At 35.7% G+C, this 16937-nt stretch carries 18 protein-coding genes; 10 read left to right on the top strand and 8 right to left on the bottom strand.

Features of this window, described 5'->3' with window-relative positions; all coding sequences use genetic code 11:
- The first annotated feature begins 5 nt into the window (after nucleotides 1-5).
- The 3 genes from IGJ02_RS15335 to IGJ02_RS15325 are packed head-to-tail and all read left to right on the top strand — an operon-like array spanning nucleotide 6 to nucleotide 3003.
- A complete protein-coding gene (locus IGJ02_RS15335) occupies nucleotides 6-1388 on the top strand; it encodes a glycoside hydrolase family 1 protein (protein WP_430602618.1) in 1383 nt (460 codons plus the stop codon).
- A 23-nt stretch (nucleotides 1389-1411) separates the two neighbouring features.
- Nucleotides 1412-2737, top strand: a complete 1326-nt coding sequence (locus tag IGJ02_RS15330; RefSeq protein WP_430604132.1) for a PTS sugar transporter subunit IIC — start codon at nucleotides 1412-1414, stop codon at nucleotides 2735-2737.
- 23 nt (nucleotides 2738-2760) lie between these two features.
- Entirely contained in the window at nucleotides 2761-3003 is a 243-nt protein-coding gene (locus tag IGJ02_RS15325; protein ID WP_430602617.1) for a hypothetical protein, read from the top strand.
- 23 nt (nucleotides 3004-3026) lie between these two features.
- Here the strand turns inward: IGJ02_RS15325 and IGJ02_RS15320 are convergent, their stop codons facing one another.
- The 5 genes from IGJ02_RS15320 to IGJ02_RS15300 form a co-directional block, all read right to left on the bottom strand.
- Nucleotides 3027-3425, bottom strand: coding sequence for a DUF1622 domain-containing protein (locus tag IGJ02_RS15320; protein ID WP_010762330.1), 399 nt, complete (start codon nucleotides 3423-3425; stop codon nucleotides 3027-3029).
- A 47-nt stretch (nucleotides 3426-3472) separates the two neighbouring features.
- The gene (locus tag IGJ02_RS15315) at nucleotides 3473-4216 is read right to left on the bottom strand and encodes a class I SAM-dependent methyltransferase (protein ID WP_010762331.1); all 744 of its coding nucleotides are present in this window, start codon (nucleotides 4214-4216) and stop codon (nucleotides 3473-3475) included.
- A gap of 100 nt (nucleotides 4217-4316) precedes the next feature.
- The gene (locus IGJ02_RS15310; protein WP_430602616.1) at nucleotides 4317-4700 is read right to left on the bottom strand and encodes an ACT domain-containing protein; all 384 of its coding nucleotides are present in this window, start codon (nucleotides 4698-4700) and stop codon (nucleotides 4317-4319) included.
- Nucleotides 4701-4724: 24 nt separating this feature from the next.
- Nucleotides 4725-5192: a GNAT family N-acetyltransferase gene (locus IGJ02_RS15305; protein ID WP_430602615.1), complete on the bottom strand. Its 468-nt coding sequence runs from the start codon at nucleotides 5190-5192 to the stop codon at nucleotides 4725-4727.
- 235 nt (nucleotides 5193-5427) lie between these two features.
- Nucleotides 5428-5793 carry a hypothetical protein gene (locus IGJ02_RS15300; RefSeq protein ID WP_010762334.1) on the bottom strand — a complete coding sequence of 122 codons (366 nt, stop codon included), beginning with the start codon at nucleotides 5791-5793 and terminating at the stop codon, nucleotides 5428-5430.
- A 242-nt stretch (nucleotides 5794-6035) separates the two neighbouring features.
- On the opposite strand from IGJ02_RS15300, the gene IGJ02_RS15295 reads away from it, so the two are divergent.
- From IGJ02_RS15295 to IGJ02_RS15275, 5 genes are all read left to right on the top strand, one after another.
- Nucleotides 6036-6800, top strand: a complete 765-nt coding sequence (locus IGJ02_RS15295) for a C39 family peptidase (protein ID WP_010762335.1) — start codon at nucleotides 6036-6038, stop codon at nucleotides 6798-6800.
- Between the two features lie 149 nt (nucleotides 6801-6949).
- The gene (locus tag IGJ02_RS15290) at nucleotides 6950-7648 is read left to right on the top strand and encodes a glucosamine-6-phosphate deaminase (RefSeq protein WP_010762336.1); all 699 of its coding nucleotides are present in this window, start codon (nucleotides 6950-6952) and stop codon (nucleotides 7646-7648) included.
- A 108-nt stretch (nucleotides 7649-7756) separates the two neighbouring features.
- Entirely contained in the window at nucleotides 7757-8320 is a 564-nt protein-coding gene (locus tag IGJ02_RS15285) for a DNA-3-methyladenine glycosylase I (protein WP_430602614.1), read from the top strand.
- Between the two features lie 380 nt (nucleotides 8321-8700).
- Nucleotides 8701-9045, top strand: a complete 345-nt coding sequence (locus IGJ02_RS15280) for a LysR family transcriptional regulator (RefSeq protein ID WP_430602613.1) — start codon at nucleotides 8701-8703, stop codon at nucleotides 9043-9045.
- Nucleotides 9046-9660: 615 nt separating this feature from the next.
- Entirely contained in the window at nucleotides 9661-10422 is a 762-nt protein-coding gene (locus IGJ02_RS15275) for a MurR/RpiR family transcriptional regulator (protein ID WP_010762339.1), read from the top strand.
- Between the two features lie 119 nt (nucleotides 10423-10541).
- Here IGJ02_RS15275 and IGJ02_RS15270 read toward each other — a convergent pair whose 3' ends face one another.
- Nucleotides 10542-12005 carry a helix-turn-helix domain-containing protein gene (locus IGJ02_RS15270; protein ID WP_010762340.1) on the bottom strand — a complete coding sequence of 488 codons (1464 nt, stop codon included), beginning with the start codon at nucleotides 12003-12005 and terminating at the stop codon, nucleotides 10542-10544.
- 388 nt (nucleotides 12006-12393) lie between these two features.
- Here IGJ02_RS15270 and IGJ02_RS15265 point away from each other — a divergent pair, with 388 nt between their 5' ends.
- Complete coding sequence (locus IGJ02_RS15265; RefSeq protein WP_010762341.1) at nucleotides 12394-13872, top strand: lytic polysaccharide monooxygenase; 1479 nt, start codon at nucleotides 12394-12396, stop codon at nucleotides 13870-13872.
- 102 nt (nucleotides 13873-13974) lie between these two features.
- Here the strand turns inward: IGJ02_RS15265 and IGJ02_RS15260 are convergent, their stop codons facing one another.
- Nucleotides 13975-14247 carry a DUF4260 family protein gene (locus tag IGJ02_RS15260; RefSeq protein ID WP_430604131.1) on the bottom strand — a complete coding sequence of 91 codons (273 nt, stop codon included), beginning with the start codon at nucleotides 14245-14247 and terminating at the stop codon, nucleotides 13975-13977.
- Between the two features lie 179 nt (nucleotides 14248-14426).
- Between IGJ02_RS15260 and IGJ02_RS15255 the strand changes: the two genes are divergently transcribed.
- On the top strand, nucleotides 14427-15047 hold the full coding sequence (locus IGJ02_RS15255) for a GyrI-like domain-containing protein (protein ID WP_010762342.1): 621 nt from the start codon (nucleotides 14427-14429) through the stop codon (nucleotides 15045-15047).
- Between the two features lie 77 nt (nucleotides 15048-15124).
- Here IGJ02_RS15255 and IGJ02_RS15250 read toward each other — a convergent pair whose 3' ends face one another.
- A complete protein-coding gene (locus tag IGJ02_RS15250) occupies nucleotides 15125-16798 on the bottom strand; it encodes a glycoside hydrolase family 13 protein (protein WP_430602611.1) in 1674 nt (557 codons plus the stop codon).
- Between the last annotated feature and the right edge of the window lie 139 nt (nucleotides 16799-16937).

Genomic DNA, 16937 nt, shown 5'->3' with positions numbered 1-16937 from the left:
AAGCAATGAAAGTAGAATTTCCAAAAACATTCTTTTGGGGAGCCGCATCTAGCGCAACGCAAGCGGAAGGACGTCTTGTAGATGATGGTAAAGGGGAAAATATCTGGGATTACGCTTCAAAAGAATATAATCATCGTTTTTATGACGGGGTCACGACGGAAAATACTTCTTTATTTTACCGTGACTACCAACAAGATATTCAAAAAATGCAGGATATTTCATTTAACTCATTTCGTACATCCTTATCTTGGTCACGTTTGATACCCAATGGTACAGGAGAAGTTAATCCAAAGGCAGTAAAGTTTTACAATCATATGATTGATGAATTGATTGCTAAGGGTGTAGAGCCGTTTATCAATTTATATCATTTCGATATGCCGATGGTGCTACAAGAGAAAGGAGGATTTGAAAACAAAGAAGTAATCCAAGCGTATAAGCAGTATGCTGAAACATGTTTTGAGTTGTTTGGGGATCGGGTGAACTATTGGTTTACCTTTAATGAGCCGATGATACCAGCAGAAGCAGGTTATCTGCATGACCGTCATTATCCTTATGTTGTTGATTTTAAACGGGCGGCGATGGTATTGCACAATATTATTTTAGCGCATTGTGAAGCGGTCAACGTGTACCGTGAAATGAAACTAGCTGGGAAAATCGGAATTATCATGGATGTGATACCAGTATATCCTCGTAGTCAAAATCCAGCAGATTTATATGCGGCTGAAATGGCGGATTTATTTTATACAAAGAGTGTCAATGATGCGATTTTGAAAGGGCAGTATCCAGCACGTTTAAAAGAAGTTTTAGAAGAATATGATCAATTACCAGAAGTAACAGAAGCAGATTTAGCATTGATTAGTGCCACAAGCATTGATCTTTTAGGTATCAATTATTATCGTCCACGTCGAGTCAAAGCGAAGGAATGTCTGCCAAATCCTGACGGGGTCTTTTCGCCAGAATGGTTCTTTGATGAATATGTTATGCCTGGTAGACGGATGAATACATCTCGTGGAATTGAGATATATCCTAAAGGAATTTATGATATAGCCAAAAAGATTCAGACAGAATATGGTAATATCGATTGGTTTGTTTCTGAAAATGGTATTGGGATCGAAGGCGAAGAGGCATTTATTGAAGAAGGAATGGTCCAAGATGATTATCGAATCGACTTTTTGAAAGAACATTTGACGTATCTAAATCAAGCGATGAAAGAAGGCAGTAATTGTTTAGGGTATCATATGTGGACGTTTGTGGATTGTTGGTCATGGGGCAATGCGTATAAAAATCGTTATGGTTTTTATCGGTTGAATCTTGCGACAGGAGAAAAGTCAGTGAAAAAATCTGGTGTATGGTTTAAAGAAACAATTGAAAATAATGGGTTTGATTAAAGAAAGGAAAAGTGATTCTTATGATGAAAACTCTTGATAACTTAGCTATGAAACTGTTACCTATTGCAAATGCGATTGGTAATCAGCGGCATTTACAGGCCATCAGGAATGGGTTGATTTCGATTTTACCACTGACAATCGTAGGTTCCTTTTTTACGATTCTGCTTAACTTGCCAATCCCTGGTTATTCTGAGATGATCGCACCATATCTAGCAGCATTAGATGTTCCGTTTCGATTTACTGTAGGATTGATGTCTTTGTATGCTGCTTTTACAATTGGTTCATTTTTAGGCAATACGTATAAGCTGGATAAGATCACTAGCGGTTTTCTTTCAATGCTGGCAACGCTTTTGATGGTTATGCCGGTCAATCTTCAAGAAGGTGTGGATGTCGCTGGAAATGCGGTAGCAGGTGGCCGTTACATCCCAATCACACCGCTTGGTTCGCAAGGGTTGTTTGGGGCGATCGTAGCAGCCTTGATATCTGTTGAGATTTATCGTTTTACCAAGGAAAAAAAGTTGGAAATCAAAATGCCAGAAGGAGTTCCTCCTGTTGTTGGAGAATCTTTTGCGGCTCTGTTGCCGACATTGTTAGTAATCTTAGTCTTCTGGGTTCCACGTCACTTTTTCAATTTTAATTTAAATGATTTGTTAAGCGTGGCAATTTCACCTTTGAAAGTTTTTTTAACTGGAAATAATATTTTTGGCGGTATTATCACACAGTTTATGATTTGTTTATTTTGGGCTTTAGGGATTCATGGACATGCTGTTTTAGGACCGATCATTCGTCCTTTTTGGGATCAAGCGATCATTGAAAATGCAGAATTGTTTCAAAATGGGACGAGTGCTTTTCAATTACCCAATATTTTTACAGAACAATTTTACCAATGGTATGCACAAATGGGTGGGACTGGCGCGACTTTAGCACTTGTTTGCTTATTTTTATTCTCTAAATCAAAATACTTAAAGCAGTTAGGGAAATTATCGATTTTACCAGGGATTTTCAATATCAATGAACCTGTTATTTTTGGGACACCAATTGTGATGAATCCGTTGCTTGCGATTCCATTTATTATAGTTCCGATCGTGAATACGATTTTGGTTTATATTGTGACGGCACTTGGTTGGATGCCTAAAATGATGGTAAAGCCGCCGTTTTCGATTCCAGCACCATTAGGAGCGCTGATCACTTCTAATTGGAATTGGGTAGCCTGTGTGATGGTTTTTGTTTGTTTTGCGGTTTCATTAGCGATTTACTATCCATTTTTCAAAATGTTTGAGAAAATCCAAGTAGAGCAAGAAAAACAAGCAGAACAAGAGGACTCTGTTGCAGTAACTGAAGGGTTCTAACAGGATGTTAGGAGAGTGAAGAGATGATTTACGTTATAAGCGGATGCATCATATTTGCTACACATTATTTATTGAAAGAAAATCAGTGGCTATTTCAAAAGAAGCTGTGGCAACTGGTCATAGGCACCATTCTTTTAGTGAGTGTCGCAGTGCTATTAAGTACGTGGATAGGGTCGTTGTTTCCGGTCATTGCTGTAACGTTAATTGGTGCAACGATGCTTCAAATTAAGTACACACATCAATTGGCTACACAACGGTTAAGTTAGAAAAAAGACGAGCTGAAACGTAATCAGTTCGTCTTTTTTTCTTCAGTCTCATTTTCCTTATCTTTTAATGCATCTTCAATTTCTTTATGCAAGAAGTAAGAGATTACGGTTCGGATCACTACTAGAATCGCTAATTTTAAAATATCTTGGAATGTTGGTTTGATAATGGACTCAATAATGTCAGCTGCAATCAGTATTTCTAAACTAAGTAGAATATAGCTGCCTAAAAAACTTTTAATGAAATTATTTTGTCGTGCCATCACTACACGATTTCGATCCGTGCGTTCACTTTTTAGAAAATCGATACCAGCCATGATAACGCCCCAAATCAAGACTACGATGGAAAAAATATTCAAGGCTAAAATAAACAAATCAAAGAATGGAATCAGGTTACCCATAATATTTTGAGCTAAATCGTGCACTCGATATACCTCCTTTTGCCGCAATGGTTTAAGACTATCGAAGGGAGTTAGTCTTGTTGAGTAACTTTTTTAGCAGAAACCAACAACATCATTGGCCTACGCAGCTCGTCACGCATTTCGGTGCTTACTTCCAACATTTCAGGAGCAGGCATCGGTTCGACTAGTCGAGTAATTTGAAAGCCGTTTGTCAATAAGCCATCTAGATAGGTGGTCAACGTTTTGTGATATTTCATTACCGTCTCCCCTAAAAAGGTTGTTTCACGAATACTTTCATCAAAATATCGGTCAACTGGCCAGTAGATTGGTCGACCATCTTGATCATAAATCCAATCTTCAGTTCCTTGAGCTGTAAAAATCGGATGTTCCGCAGAAAAAATAAAGTCTCCACCAGAATTTAAACAATGATTGACCTTTTTAGCAATTTCATCGAATGAAGGAACATAGTGGAGTGCTAAAGAACTGATCACAATATCAAATGATTCACCTAACCCATCAATTTCTTCCATCCCCATTAGGTGATAACTGATTTTGGGAGAATCGGTCATTTCTTTGGCTTTTTCGATCATCCGTTCAGACAAATCGATGCCAATAACTTTTTCAGCACCGTTCTCAACGGCATAACGGCAATGCCAACCATAACCACAGCCAAGATCCAAAACAGATTTCCCCGTAAAATCAGGTAATAATTTTTTCAATTCATGCCATTCACCGGCACCTTCAAGGCCTTTTTTAGAGCGATCCATTTGGCTATAGGCCTCGAAAAAGTTTGGGTTATCATATTCGTTTTTCATTAGATATCTCCTTTTAACGAGCGTACTTTCTATCTCTTTTATTGTATCAGATTGTTAGAATAATACCCATAAAAGAGAATTTAACTAATGTAGAGAAAAGTTATTGAAATATATGACCGCAATCGCATAAGACATCGACAGCTTTTTCTTTGTCTTTGTTTTTAATTAAAAGATAGTCAGTATTATACGTGGACAAAGCAAAAATCGAAATCTGATTTTCAGCTAAAGGATTGGCTAATTGAGTCAAAATGCCAACTAAGGAAAAATCTAACTCTCCGATGACTTGAATGATGCACCAATCGTTGTCGACAGAAAGTGCTTGGCTGGTTTCAAGTGTGTTAGAAGGAACAATAATCGAGCACTCATCTTCTGTGTAGGTAATACTTTTAAATGCGTTTATTTCATGGAATAAAGCAGGTATTTCGGCATGCGTTGGGAATTTTAGGATGGTATAGTCAAGGTCATCTAATAGTTTTAACTGCATAGTATTTCCTCCAAATCGCTTTTTTTAAATAGAAATCTGTAAAAAGACTTGAGAACCGTAAACAGAAGGTAGATTATTTTCTGTATATTCAAAGCCAGCTTCTAAACGTAAAGCTTGAGTGAATGCTTTGTCTTCATTAACAATGATCGTAAGTTGATCAATGGTTGAAAAATGTTGACGAATGAATGACGGTAATAATTGTACAGCTTTTTTAACATGGCCATTGTTTAAATGGCGATAGTCTGTTGAAAGATCATGTACTAATAAACTGTTTTTATTATAAGAATAAGGGCTGCCGCCTCTAGCTTCATACAGGGTCAAAAAGGCAACCAAATGCTCGTCTTTAAAGGCAAGAACAGCATGACGTTGTGGATCCTTTTTTGTTAAAGCAATCGCTATTTTGGGCTCACGAACATAGCGTAATTTTCTTTCGGATAAGCAGTAATTATTAATGTGTTCCTGATGTGTGTCATCATACATTGTCAGATACATGATTTTTCCTCCTGTCTCGTTACGTACAGTTATTTTAGTTAGCAAAAAAAGAACAAATTACTTATTATCTATAGTATAGCTTGTTTGAACACTCTTGTGCAGTAGCTTTCTAGTCTTTTTTGAGTGAAAAATAATATTCTTAACTTCTTGCTGTGGGTTTGATTTGATGTAACGATGGATAGATAGAAAAACAGTCAGAGGAGGAAACATGTTCGTCTCCCTCTGACTGCTTTATTTATTTGATGAGGCGTTTATCATTTTTAGACAATGTACTTACCTTTTTTATATGTTCAACCGTGATCATCCGGATTTGTTGGCTGTCTTCTTGTAACCGTAACATGATCGAGTCACCTATACTCTTAGAAACGATCCATCCAGAAACTGTTTCAAATTTTTGAGAAGTCGGCACTTCTTTTAATTGTAACACCACTAAACTTTTTTGAGCAGAAGCAACTTGTAATTTCTTAAGAATTTCCTCACGCTCTTTATTTTTACTCTGTTTATCTTTAGAGTCATCTAAAAATGCCGAAAAGAAACTTTGGGAAGATTGGCTGATCAATTTTGAAATGCTTTTCATTGTTGATTTATGGTTATTGTCCATTCTTCTACCTCCTTTACGAATTTGCTACTACTGTCAGACTCTGAATAATCAGATACTACCATTTTACCTAAAAAAGTCAAATAGTTCAAGAAAATATGTTCGTAATAATTTTGAAAATAATCATTCCTACTTGCTTTTTTTACTAGTTTCAGTAATATTAGAAGTACCAATTACTATTTATGTAATTTGCTTGAAAGTGAGAGGAATGATTAACACTTTCAACTTAAAAGAGGGAGATATCCATGAAGCAAAAACAAAAAAAGAAATCAAAAGCTTATATCATAGCATTATTAGTCGGAACAGCATTTGCAGGATTCGTTTTAGCAAAAGTAGCACCAATGGAAGAAGGACATGGCTTTTCAGCTTTATTTAGTGCTGGCAAGGCTGATGAGATAAAATTGACTGAGACAAGTGAAAGTAAAAAAGAACCAGAAAAAGTAAAAAAACTAACCTATACTGAGCAAATCAACCAGGATCTGAGTGAAGGGAAATTTGTTAACCGGATGCCGATCAACTTATTATTGCAAACGGATGATAAATGGAAGTCGACACCATATGGTACGGGGAATCCAGACGGAAATACCTTAGAAATAAATGGTTGTGCGATCCTTTCTTTAGCGATGGTATCTTCTTACCTAGATAATAAAACATACACGCCTCAAGATATTCTAGACTGGTCAAAAAATGATTATTTTGTAGAAGGTGAAGGTACAGCTTGGTCGGCGTTCTCTGATTTTGCAACAGTCAAAGGTTATCAATTTGAAGATTTAGAAACGGATATCGCCTCTGTAGAAGAACACTTAAAGCAAAATCATCCTGTGATCATCTCCGTAAAACCAGGTTTATTTACGGAAACAGGCCATATCATGGTACTGAGCGGAACGAATAACGGTAAATTCTGGGTGAATGATCCAAATGATTCTGAGACAAAAGGACACTCCAAAAAAGAATTTACAGCAGATGAATTGCTGAATGAAGCATTGAACTTTTGGGTGATCTATAAATAAGAATATGAATGAGTAAAGCGAACCTTTGATTGAGGTTTGCTTTTTATTCTCTTGTAAAAAGAAACCGTTTTATTTTTTCTAAAAACCCATTGACATGGGATGGTTCCCACATTATACAATTAAGCTATAAAAAGAAATGGAGTGAGCCAATGAAAATCATCATCGAAAAAAACTTTGACGCAATGAGTGAAACAACTAAAAATATTTTATTAGGTCACATGAGTGAAGACAAACGTGTCAATCTCTCTATTACAGCAGGTAATACTCCTGTCGGTGTTTATGAAAGAATGGTAGACGTTGTAAAAGACTCGCCAGATTACGCAAATGTTCATTATTATAATTTTGATGAAATACCAGTTGCTAATCAAGCAGAAGGCGTAACAATTACTGATTTGAGAAAGTTATACTTAACGCCTGCAAATATCAAGGAATCCAATATCCATCCGTTGACTGTAGAAAATTATGCAGAACAAGACAAGCGATTAGCAATGGCTGGCGGCTTGGATGCAATGTTGATCGGTTTAGGTGGAGATGGGCATTTCTGTGGGAATATGCCAACAACAACAAGCTTTGAAAATTTGACGTATAAGGTAAAAGTAACAGGCGACGAACCGTGGTTTGTACCTGATATGATGGAAAAAGGGTTAGAATTTGTTACGATGGGACCCGTTAGTGTGATGCGCGTGAAACACTTGATTTTGATCGTTAATGGCGAGAAAAAAGCAGAAATGGTAAAGAATGTATTGCAAGGGCCAGTAACAGAAGAATATCCAGCATCCGTTTTACAATTGCACCCTAATCTTACGGTTATTTTGGATGAAGCTGCAGCAAGTAAATTGGATAGATAATAGGCATGCAAAGACTAGGGTAACGTTTCCCTAGTCTTTTTTTATCTGATTTACAAACGTACGTTCTCGTGTTATGCTTGGATAAAATAAAACAGATTGGAGCAAGATATGGAAAAAGTTCGATGTGATTGGGCCAATGGAAATGAATTAGAAGCAAAATATCATGATGAAGAGTGGGGGACGGCAGAGCATACGGATCAAAAGCTTTTTGAAATGTTGATATTAGAAAGCATGCAGGCCGGATTGAGCTGGTCGACGATCCTTAAAAAAAGAGAGACGTTGACTAAGGCATATGATCAATTTGACTACGTAAAAATTGCTGAATATACGCAAGAAAAAATTGATTCATTACTAGCAGATCCAGGTATTATTAGAAATAAGCTGAAGGTTAATGCGGCGATCAATAATGCGAAAGTATTTATGGAGATTCAAGTAGAACACGGTAGTTTTGATCAGTTTATTTGGTCTTACGTGGATCATAAGCCTATTAAAAATCGTTGGAAAAATATCAAAGAAGTGCCAGCATCTACAGAATTATCTGATAAAATCAGTAAAGATTTAAAGAAAAAAGGGTTTAAATTTTTAGGTACAACAACGGTCTATGCGTTTATGCAGGCGACAGGCATGGTAGATGATCATTTGGCTTATTGTTTTAAGTGCCAAGAAGATTAAAATAATTTGGGTGTGAGGCAAAAGTAAAAACCACTTTTGTTTCACACCTTAAGTATAAATACATGGTGGGATAAAGAGCAACCTTATTTAAGTATTCTGTTCCGCCAGATAAAGGGGCATATGAATTGGAAATTTACTCTTGTGCTTTTTCTAAAATAAGATATTCTTTAAAGAGTAGACTATTTAATTATCTGTTTGTGAACTATTTTTTAACCAGTGACATGTCATGATCACTGGGTAAGATGATGTTGTATTGCATAGCGTTCAATCTAAATCAGCTCCTATTCTTGGTAAAATCAGTATGTTTTTTTAACAGGCATTGTATATGACGAAAAAATGATATACGGAATCAGTAATTATGATAGGAAGAAATGGGTAGTATGATGGAAGTGAATGACTTGAGAAATTTTCAACGTATAGCAGCTACATGTTCGATGTCACAGGCTACTAGAACAATGGAATATGCTCAATCCAACTTAACTGAACGAATCAAATTATTGAAACAAGAGTTGTCAGTTCTTTTTTTTTTACGAACGAATCGAGGCGTTGTATTGCTTTCAAAAGGCGAAAAATTATTGAAGTACGCAACTGTAATTTTAGCCCAAATCAACGAAATTGAAACGTATTATAAGAAAATGATGCTGGGGCATAACGCTAAGAATCATATCTCAGCATCAAGGAATCCGAATAAACGGTGGGATCAGAAGCAATGCCTAGGGAAATAAGCTGAAATTGTTGTAAAACGCAATGAATATAATGAATTGATGTTGCACAATACCGACTTGGTTCTCGTAGTTAAACTCTTTTGTCCTAACCTCTGTACGAAAACTATTGGCTCTAATTACGTTGAGTTAACAGATGTTCTCGATTACCAACCTGCAATTGAACTGTTTATTGATAAGCTAGATCGATTAGAAGCAATGTATGGGAGAACAGAATTAGATATAGTAGTGATTAACAAAGTGACTTCTTTTAAAAACCAACTTCTACTTAACGAAGAAGTTGGTTGGCTGTCTGCAAAAGGTGTACAGGATGTATACCTAATCAGTTGAGATAAAGAATGTCCGTATAGAAAGATGATGCTGTCTTTAATCAATCCGCAGACATGTAAAATTGTTGAAGTTGATTCTATTTACTTGATGATTGACCTGATAAAAAAGGAGCAGGCCGGTCGATTTTACCTAAAATTTTCTTTCAAGAGAAAAAGAATCAATCGTTGCTTTTCGAAAAAATAGAGCAGCAAGTTCCTATTTATCTCGTTGGAAAGGATAAGAATAGACAACAAGTTCTCTTCTTTTTGAAACAAAGTAGCGGTTTGAGATAGAGAGGATTTAATTTATATGAGTGATATTTATAAAGTTATCAATGCAAACTATGAAAAATTATCAGAAGCTGAACAAGAAGTCATTGATTTCATTTTAAACTTTACGGATATTGGAAATTTAAAATTAAAAGATATTAAAGATGAACTGTATGTATCAAATGCTACCGTCATCAGAGCGTGTAAAAAACTGAACTATGCAACATTTAATGAGTTGAAAAAGGCATTCATTGTGTCTAGAGAAGAAAAACTAGATATTTGTCCAGCAGAATTTGATTTTTATCATCTTTTAGAAGGAATAAATAAGGATACGTTAACGACTTTGAAGTTAGCAGATGAGCAGAAGATAGACCAAATCTGTGATTGTTTGACTAATGCTAGAAGAATTTTTTGTGTTGGGATGGGTTCAAGCTCTCAAGTGGCATCTGAATTTAACCATAAATTGAACTTGATTGATCTTTGGACGGATAATTATTCAGAACAATTTTTACTTGAACGAATTCCTCAAATCTGCAAAGCACAAGACGTAGTTATTGTTTTTTCTTTAAGCGGTGAAGAGGACAAAATCAATGAAATTATAGTCAAAGCAAAAAGCAAAGGTACAACGATTATTGCGGTTACTAATATGGTATCTAACAAATTAAAGTTGATCAGTACATATTCTTTGTTGACCTATAACAGTCCTAGTAATCGGAAACAACTTCGCTCAAGATTAATGCTATATGTAGCAAGTACCTTGATCTATGAAAAGTTGATAGTGAAAATAGCTAGTTTGGGATGATATCAACTGAATTTGGTATGTGAGTTCTCCAAATTTTTTTATAGAATGACTTTTCTCTTTTAAAATAAGACGAACCAAAATGTATAGTGTGTTTTGGTCCGTCTTATTTCTTTATCATTTTATTTCGTGTCAAAATAATCTTCGTAAACTAACATCAATTTATCAAAACTCTTAGCATCAGGAATCAGTGGAATAACAATTGTCGGAATGTTATCGATATAGATTTCAGGAATATTGGTTATGATGCAATCATACGCAGATGCTTCTTTTGCAAGCTCCTCTAATGAAGTGACTTGTAGTGGTGTACAAGAGAAACGGCCCCTTAAATAGTAAGTGATGCGCTCCGAAAGCATGTTCATATACTCTATTCCAGAATTGAATAAAAGGCAAGCATTCATAGTTGGCGTTGAGTACTCTAAACGATCAAGTAAATGGGGCCAATTAGTAAATAAAATCGAGATCGCTTCATAAATCATATATTCTTTATAAGGATTGGAATAAAAAATAGCCTGTAATGAGTGAATCAGTTCCGTTGGAAAATGGCCATATAGGTTTTTGATGCTTATAAGAAATTCTTTGTTCTTATTGTGCAAGATATACGTTCGTCCGTGTATTTGGCAATCTAAGTTGTAGAGACGCATAAAAATATCATCAAAATTAGCACATTTACAGCCCATTTTCTTTTCAATTTCTTGCAGAAGAGTTTCAATTTTTTGGTATTTTAAAAAAGCATTACGGTCGACTTTTATCAGTTCTTGTACAGTATCAAGTGAGTCAGCATATTGATCACTAAAAAATAAATAGAAAAAAGTGTTTAAATTAACGGAAGATAAAGGTAAATGAAATTGACTATAAAATTCATCGCAAGCATATGTATCATTAAGAATTGGAAATTCTTTTTTAGGTAGATTGTGAAGTTGATTTTCACTATTATGTTTTAACAGATTGATAATCGTATAAGTGTAGAAACGTAGGCGATTTAGTAGAGAAAAGTCTAAGTTATATGAAGGTTCATTAGGGACTGCTTGTTTAACGATTTGAAGTCCGACTTTATCTAAAATAACCAACTGAGCAGGAGTTAAAAGACTTTCAGCCACTCCATACTTCTCATAAAAATAATGCTGCATAAAATTGCAAATACTATGTGGATCACCAACGAGCTGCATCTTCTTCAAATTGATTGTAAATCCTTCTATTTGAAGTAGTTGGTTAACTCGTAAAACAATTCGTTTGATCGTTGAGACACTGATATAAAGATCATCCGCTAAATCAACGATAGTAGAGAAATTATGTAAAAAAATTTTTTCGATCAACTGAAATTCAACACTATTTTTTATAAATTTTTGATAAATACTCGTTTTACAAAAGCCAAAATTGGTCGCTAAGCGAATACCATATTTTTTTGAGGACTCGATAGTGGCAGGTGCAAGCAATGTTTCTAATTCAATAATATCTGATTTTAATGTTTTTACAGGAGCGCTTAAAGCTTCAGATGCGGTGGAAAACGTGACCCAATCATTGTCAGCTAATAATTCCATTAGCTCTAACTGACGTTTGGATCGTGAGGAAAGGATTTCTTTCATAGTATCATCACTTTCTATTCTTTATGTTATTTTTTAAATTTGTTCATATTAAGCTGAAATAAATTTCACTCTGATTCTTATTTTAACTCGAAACAATCTATTTTGTCTATATAACAGGGGATAATAATCTATATTTTTTTACAATAATTTAAATATTTAGGTCAAATTCTTCTGTTTAGTAGAAAAATCTGACCTTTAAACATGCTTTTTTTTGATAACATTTGTAATGTTTAGTGTGTTTTGTTTAAAAATTGTTTTAATTTTTATAGAATAGCTAAATTAAATCAAGTATTCCTTTTTTTTGACGATAAATGACCCTTTTTTTTCTTACAAAACGTTTAAACTAATGTTAAGCCAGTCGAAGGCAAACGTTGAATGGAGGAGAATTATGAAGAAAAAATTAGTAGGATTAGCATTGATGTCAACAATTATTTTAGGTGGAGTAGGTCTGATGAATGCGGATGAAGCAGATGCTCACGGATATGTAGAGACACCAGCTGCACGTGGTTACCAAGGTTCACTAGATAAAAATACAATTGGTTGGGGACCCGCGATGGAGAAGTATGGAATGGTTATTACCAATCCTCAATCTTTAGAATATGATAAAGGATTTCCGCAAGCTGGACCAGCAGATGGCCGTATCGCATCAGCTCAAGGTGGTAAAGGACAAATCACAGATTTCGTAATGGATAGTACTGGCGCAAATCGTTGGACAAAACAAGATATTAAAACTGGGGTAAATACATTCTCTTGGCACTATACAGCGCCACACAGCACAACGAAATGGCACTACTATATGACAAAAGTTGGTTGGAACCCAGAAAAACCATTAGCGAGAGCGGATTTTGATTTCATTGGTGAAGTAAAACATGATGGATCAGCTGCTTCAAACAATAAATCACATCAAATCGTTGTTCCAGAAAACCGTTCAGGTTACCATGTAATCTTAGCTGTTTGGGATGTTGCTGATACAGCAAATGCATTTTATAACGTAATCGATGTAAATGTAAAAGGGAATGGGGAAATTACTCCTCCAGTTGAAGAAGCTCCTGTCACACCGACAAATGTTAAAGCATCAGAAGTGACAACTTCTTCGCTTAAATTAACTTGGAACAAGGGTTCTAATGTCAAAGAATACAATGTATACCGTGATGGTAAAAAAGTTGCTACAGTTGGTGGCGCTCAATTTAACGATGCAAACTTAACAGAAAATACAACTTATTCTTACCAAGTAGAAGCAGTTGGAACAAACGGCAAAATTTCTGAGAAGAGTGCAGCTGTTAAGGTAAAAACACAATCGTCAGCAGTTGAAGATAATCAAAAACCAACAGCACCTACAAACGTTCACTCTATGGGAACTACTGAAAATTCAGTCGATTTAATGTGGACAAAATCAACGCATTTCTTAGGTGTTAAAAACTATGAAGTATACCGTGACGGTAAAAAAGTAGCGACAACAGAAAAAACAAACTTTAAAGATACTGGCTTGAAAGCTAACACAACATACAATTACACTGTCAAAGCAATCAGTCTTGGCGGCAACGTTTCAGAAACGAGTGCAGCATTTTCTGTGAAGACAAAAGAAGCTCCAAGTGGTCAAACAACATGGGAAGCTGACAAAATTTACAACTATGGTGACAAAGTAATTTTTGACGATTTAGAATATGAAGCAAGATGGTGGACAAGAGGTGAGCGTCCAGATCAATCAGATGTTTGGAAACTTCTTTCAAAAAAAGCGGTGAACTGGGAAACAAGCAAAGCATATAGCGGTGGCGATACAGTGACATTCCAAGGTGACACATATAAAGCAAAATGGTGGACACAAGGAAATGAGCCGAAAACTTCAAATGTTTGGGAATTGATTTAATCAAATAATATCTCTATGACATAGCACTAAAAAACAATCATTACGACATAGAATAAAAAAGAAACGTTAGACCAGATATGAATCTGTCTAGTGTTTCTTTTTTTATAGGTTTTGGATAGGAGTATGTTTAAATTCATCGCGGTATTTAAGACCGTAGCCTAACGTTCGATCCATAAAAATATGAGCGCTCCAAACGATAGCGATCGGCAATAAAAGAGCTGTTTGAGTAAAAAGGTAAATGAAAATCAATAAGATTGAGAATACTAAATTATGACCTAGATTATAAATTTTAGTACCAAAAGATGGATTACTTATATAACCAATCATTGTGATATCAGGTAAGAAGAGAAAAAGGAAGGAGTATTTGAATCTAATGAAGAGAAAATTTGGAAATAATTTGTTTAAACAAATGCTAGTAGGATAAATTTTTTTGGTAATTATTGAGCCTCACATCTGCTTATTAAAAAGAGGGATAATGATTTATGAGGAAATATAGACTATAATCAAAGGAAAAGATCGCCAAACGAGGTTGCAAGAGAATAGGAGATGAAGAGATGAAATTTGAGTGGCGTAAACAAGAGAAGGCGTTGTATTTACCAAAAGCAAAACCAATGGAACTAACAGTGCCGAAACAGAATTTTTATACGATTTCAGGAAAAGGTGATCCTAATGATTCGCAATTTGGGGAAGAGACAGCTGCTTTATACGCGATGTCATACGGTATTCGAATGATGCCTAAAAACGGAACCACACCAGAAGGTTATTTTGAATACACGGTTTATCCGTTGGAGGGGATTTGGACATTGTCAGATGAAGCGGTAGCTGATGGCAGGGCATTTGATAAGTCGGATTTGGTCTATAAAATCATGATTCGCCAACCAGATTTTGTAACAGAAGAATTGGCTTTAGCGAATATAGAAAAGATTTCTAAAAAGAAGTCGAATCCTAATAATCAAAATGTAAAGTTTGAAACGATTGAGGATGGAAAATGTGTGCAAATGTTGCATGTAGGCTCTTATGATGATGAATTTAAGAGCTTTGAAGTGATGCAACATTATTGTGAAGAACATCAGTTGAGTAGAACGACATTTGCCCATAAAGAGATTTACCTTTCTGATCCTAGAAAAGTAGCGCCTGAAAAAATGAAGACCGTGTTACGTTACTTTGTTGAATAGAGAGAAAAAACGTCTGTCTGAGTAAAAAACCCAAAATAAAATGAATCTTTCATTTTATTTTGGGTTTTTATATGGAATTAAATGGTCGTTTTTCGATAAATATGAGCTTCGTAATCTGAAAGGCACATAAGCTGTTCTAGCGGTTTAGCATCTACTGTGGTTACTATTTCTTCCCATTTAGAATAATCCCAAGAATCCGGAAATGAGACAGTTGTTTGTTTCCTGTCTAACTGTACTAAAATTAGCCAAGACTCTGTTTGGGTCGTGCGTGTATAACAAAAAACAGTTGGATGTTCAGGTAAAAGTAATTGGAATTTTCCGTAAATAAGTGCATCTGTCTGTTTTCTTAGTCGAATCAAAGCTTGGTAATGATGGAAAATGCTACTGGTTTTAAGATCTTTCTGTGCGGCATTGATCATTCGGTAATTTTCGTTAACTTTCAGCCAAGGTTCAGTTGTTGAAAATCCTCCGTGCAAAGCATCCTCCCATTGAAAGGGTGTGCGGCTATGGTCTCTGGACCAATTCACTGCAATTGCTAAAGCATCTGTACTGATTGTTCCTTGTGCTAATAACGTTTGATAAAAATGAATTGTATCTGCTGCATTCAGTTCTTCAATCGAGCTAAATGGATAATTAGTCATCCCGACCTCTTGGCCTTGATAGATAAAAGGAGTTCCTTTCAATAACAAAAGAACTGTTGCTAAAGCTTTTGCTGCTTCGGGGGAATCATCGCCGTAAACAGACACGCTGCGAGGTGTATCGTGATTTTCTAAATACAGAGCATTCCAACCATCCTCTTCTAGGCTTGTTTGCCATTGGTTCAAGGAATGTTTTAAATGTGGGATAGAACCTTTTTGACGGCCTATTTCGCCAATACGTTCACAATGTTCCAATTCAAAAATCATATTAAAATACCCATGATCACCCGTCCAAGCACCAGCTTCATGATGTGGGACACCGCTGGCTTCGCCGACTGTCATAACCGTGTATTCATTAAAAATAGCCTTTAATTCTTTTAAATACATTTCGATACCAGAGACATTCATAAAGGGGGCCCATTGATTATCAGTAATCTTGAAATCCCAAGGTTCTTTTTGGATATGACTGATTGCGTCAATCCGGAAACCATCAATACCAAGATCAAGCCACCAGCGAATCATTTGGTAAATTTCATGGCGAACACGCGGATTTTTCCAGTTAAGATCGGGTTGCTCTTTAGCAAAAACGTGAAAGTAAGCTTGTTGGGTCGTTTCGTCATAAGTCCAGGTTGAGCCACCGAAAAAGGATTGCCAGTCATTAGGCATCTGGTCTTTTGTTGCATCGGCCCAATGATAATAATCACGATAAGGATTATCAAGCGATTTCTTAGACTCGATAAACCAAGGATGTTGGTCGCTAGTGTGATTGACGACTAAATCCATAATAATCTTTAAATCTAGAGCATGTGCTTCTTTAAGTAACGCTTGAAAATCATCCATCGTACCAAAATCTTCATGAATCGCTTGGTAATCAGAAATATCATAACCGTTATCAACATTTGGTGAAGCATAGATTGGGTTGATCCAAATAAAATCAACGCCAAGTTCTTTTAAGTAAGGTAGTTTTTGACGGATACCATTCAAATCACCAATACCATCATGGTTACTGTCTTTAAAACTGCGAGGATAGATTTGATACCCCACCGCATTCTTCCACCAACTATTTTTCTCCAAACTGCTATTTTTTTTAACTTTGATTGCTGTGTTAGACATGGACTCCCTCCAAATAAAAGTGTAAAAGGCTCGTTCAGCACCGACAGAAAAATAGGGAGATAGGAGAGTGGCGTAATTTGCCACAACCCTATTTCATCTTTTTTCCGAGGAGCTAGCCTTTGAAACTAGATAAGAATAA

The organism is Enterococcus sp. DIV0724b (assembly GCF_050531475.1).
In the GTDB taxonomy this organism is placed as follows: domain Bacteria; phylum Bacillota; class Bacilli; order Lactobacillales; family Enterococcaceae; genus Enterococcus_L; species Enterococcus_L haemoperoxidus.
Note: the sequence above shows the minus strand (reverse complement) of the source record. Positions and strands in the feature narration are given on the sequence as shown.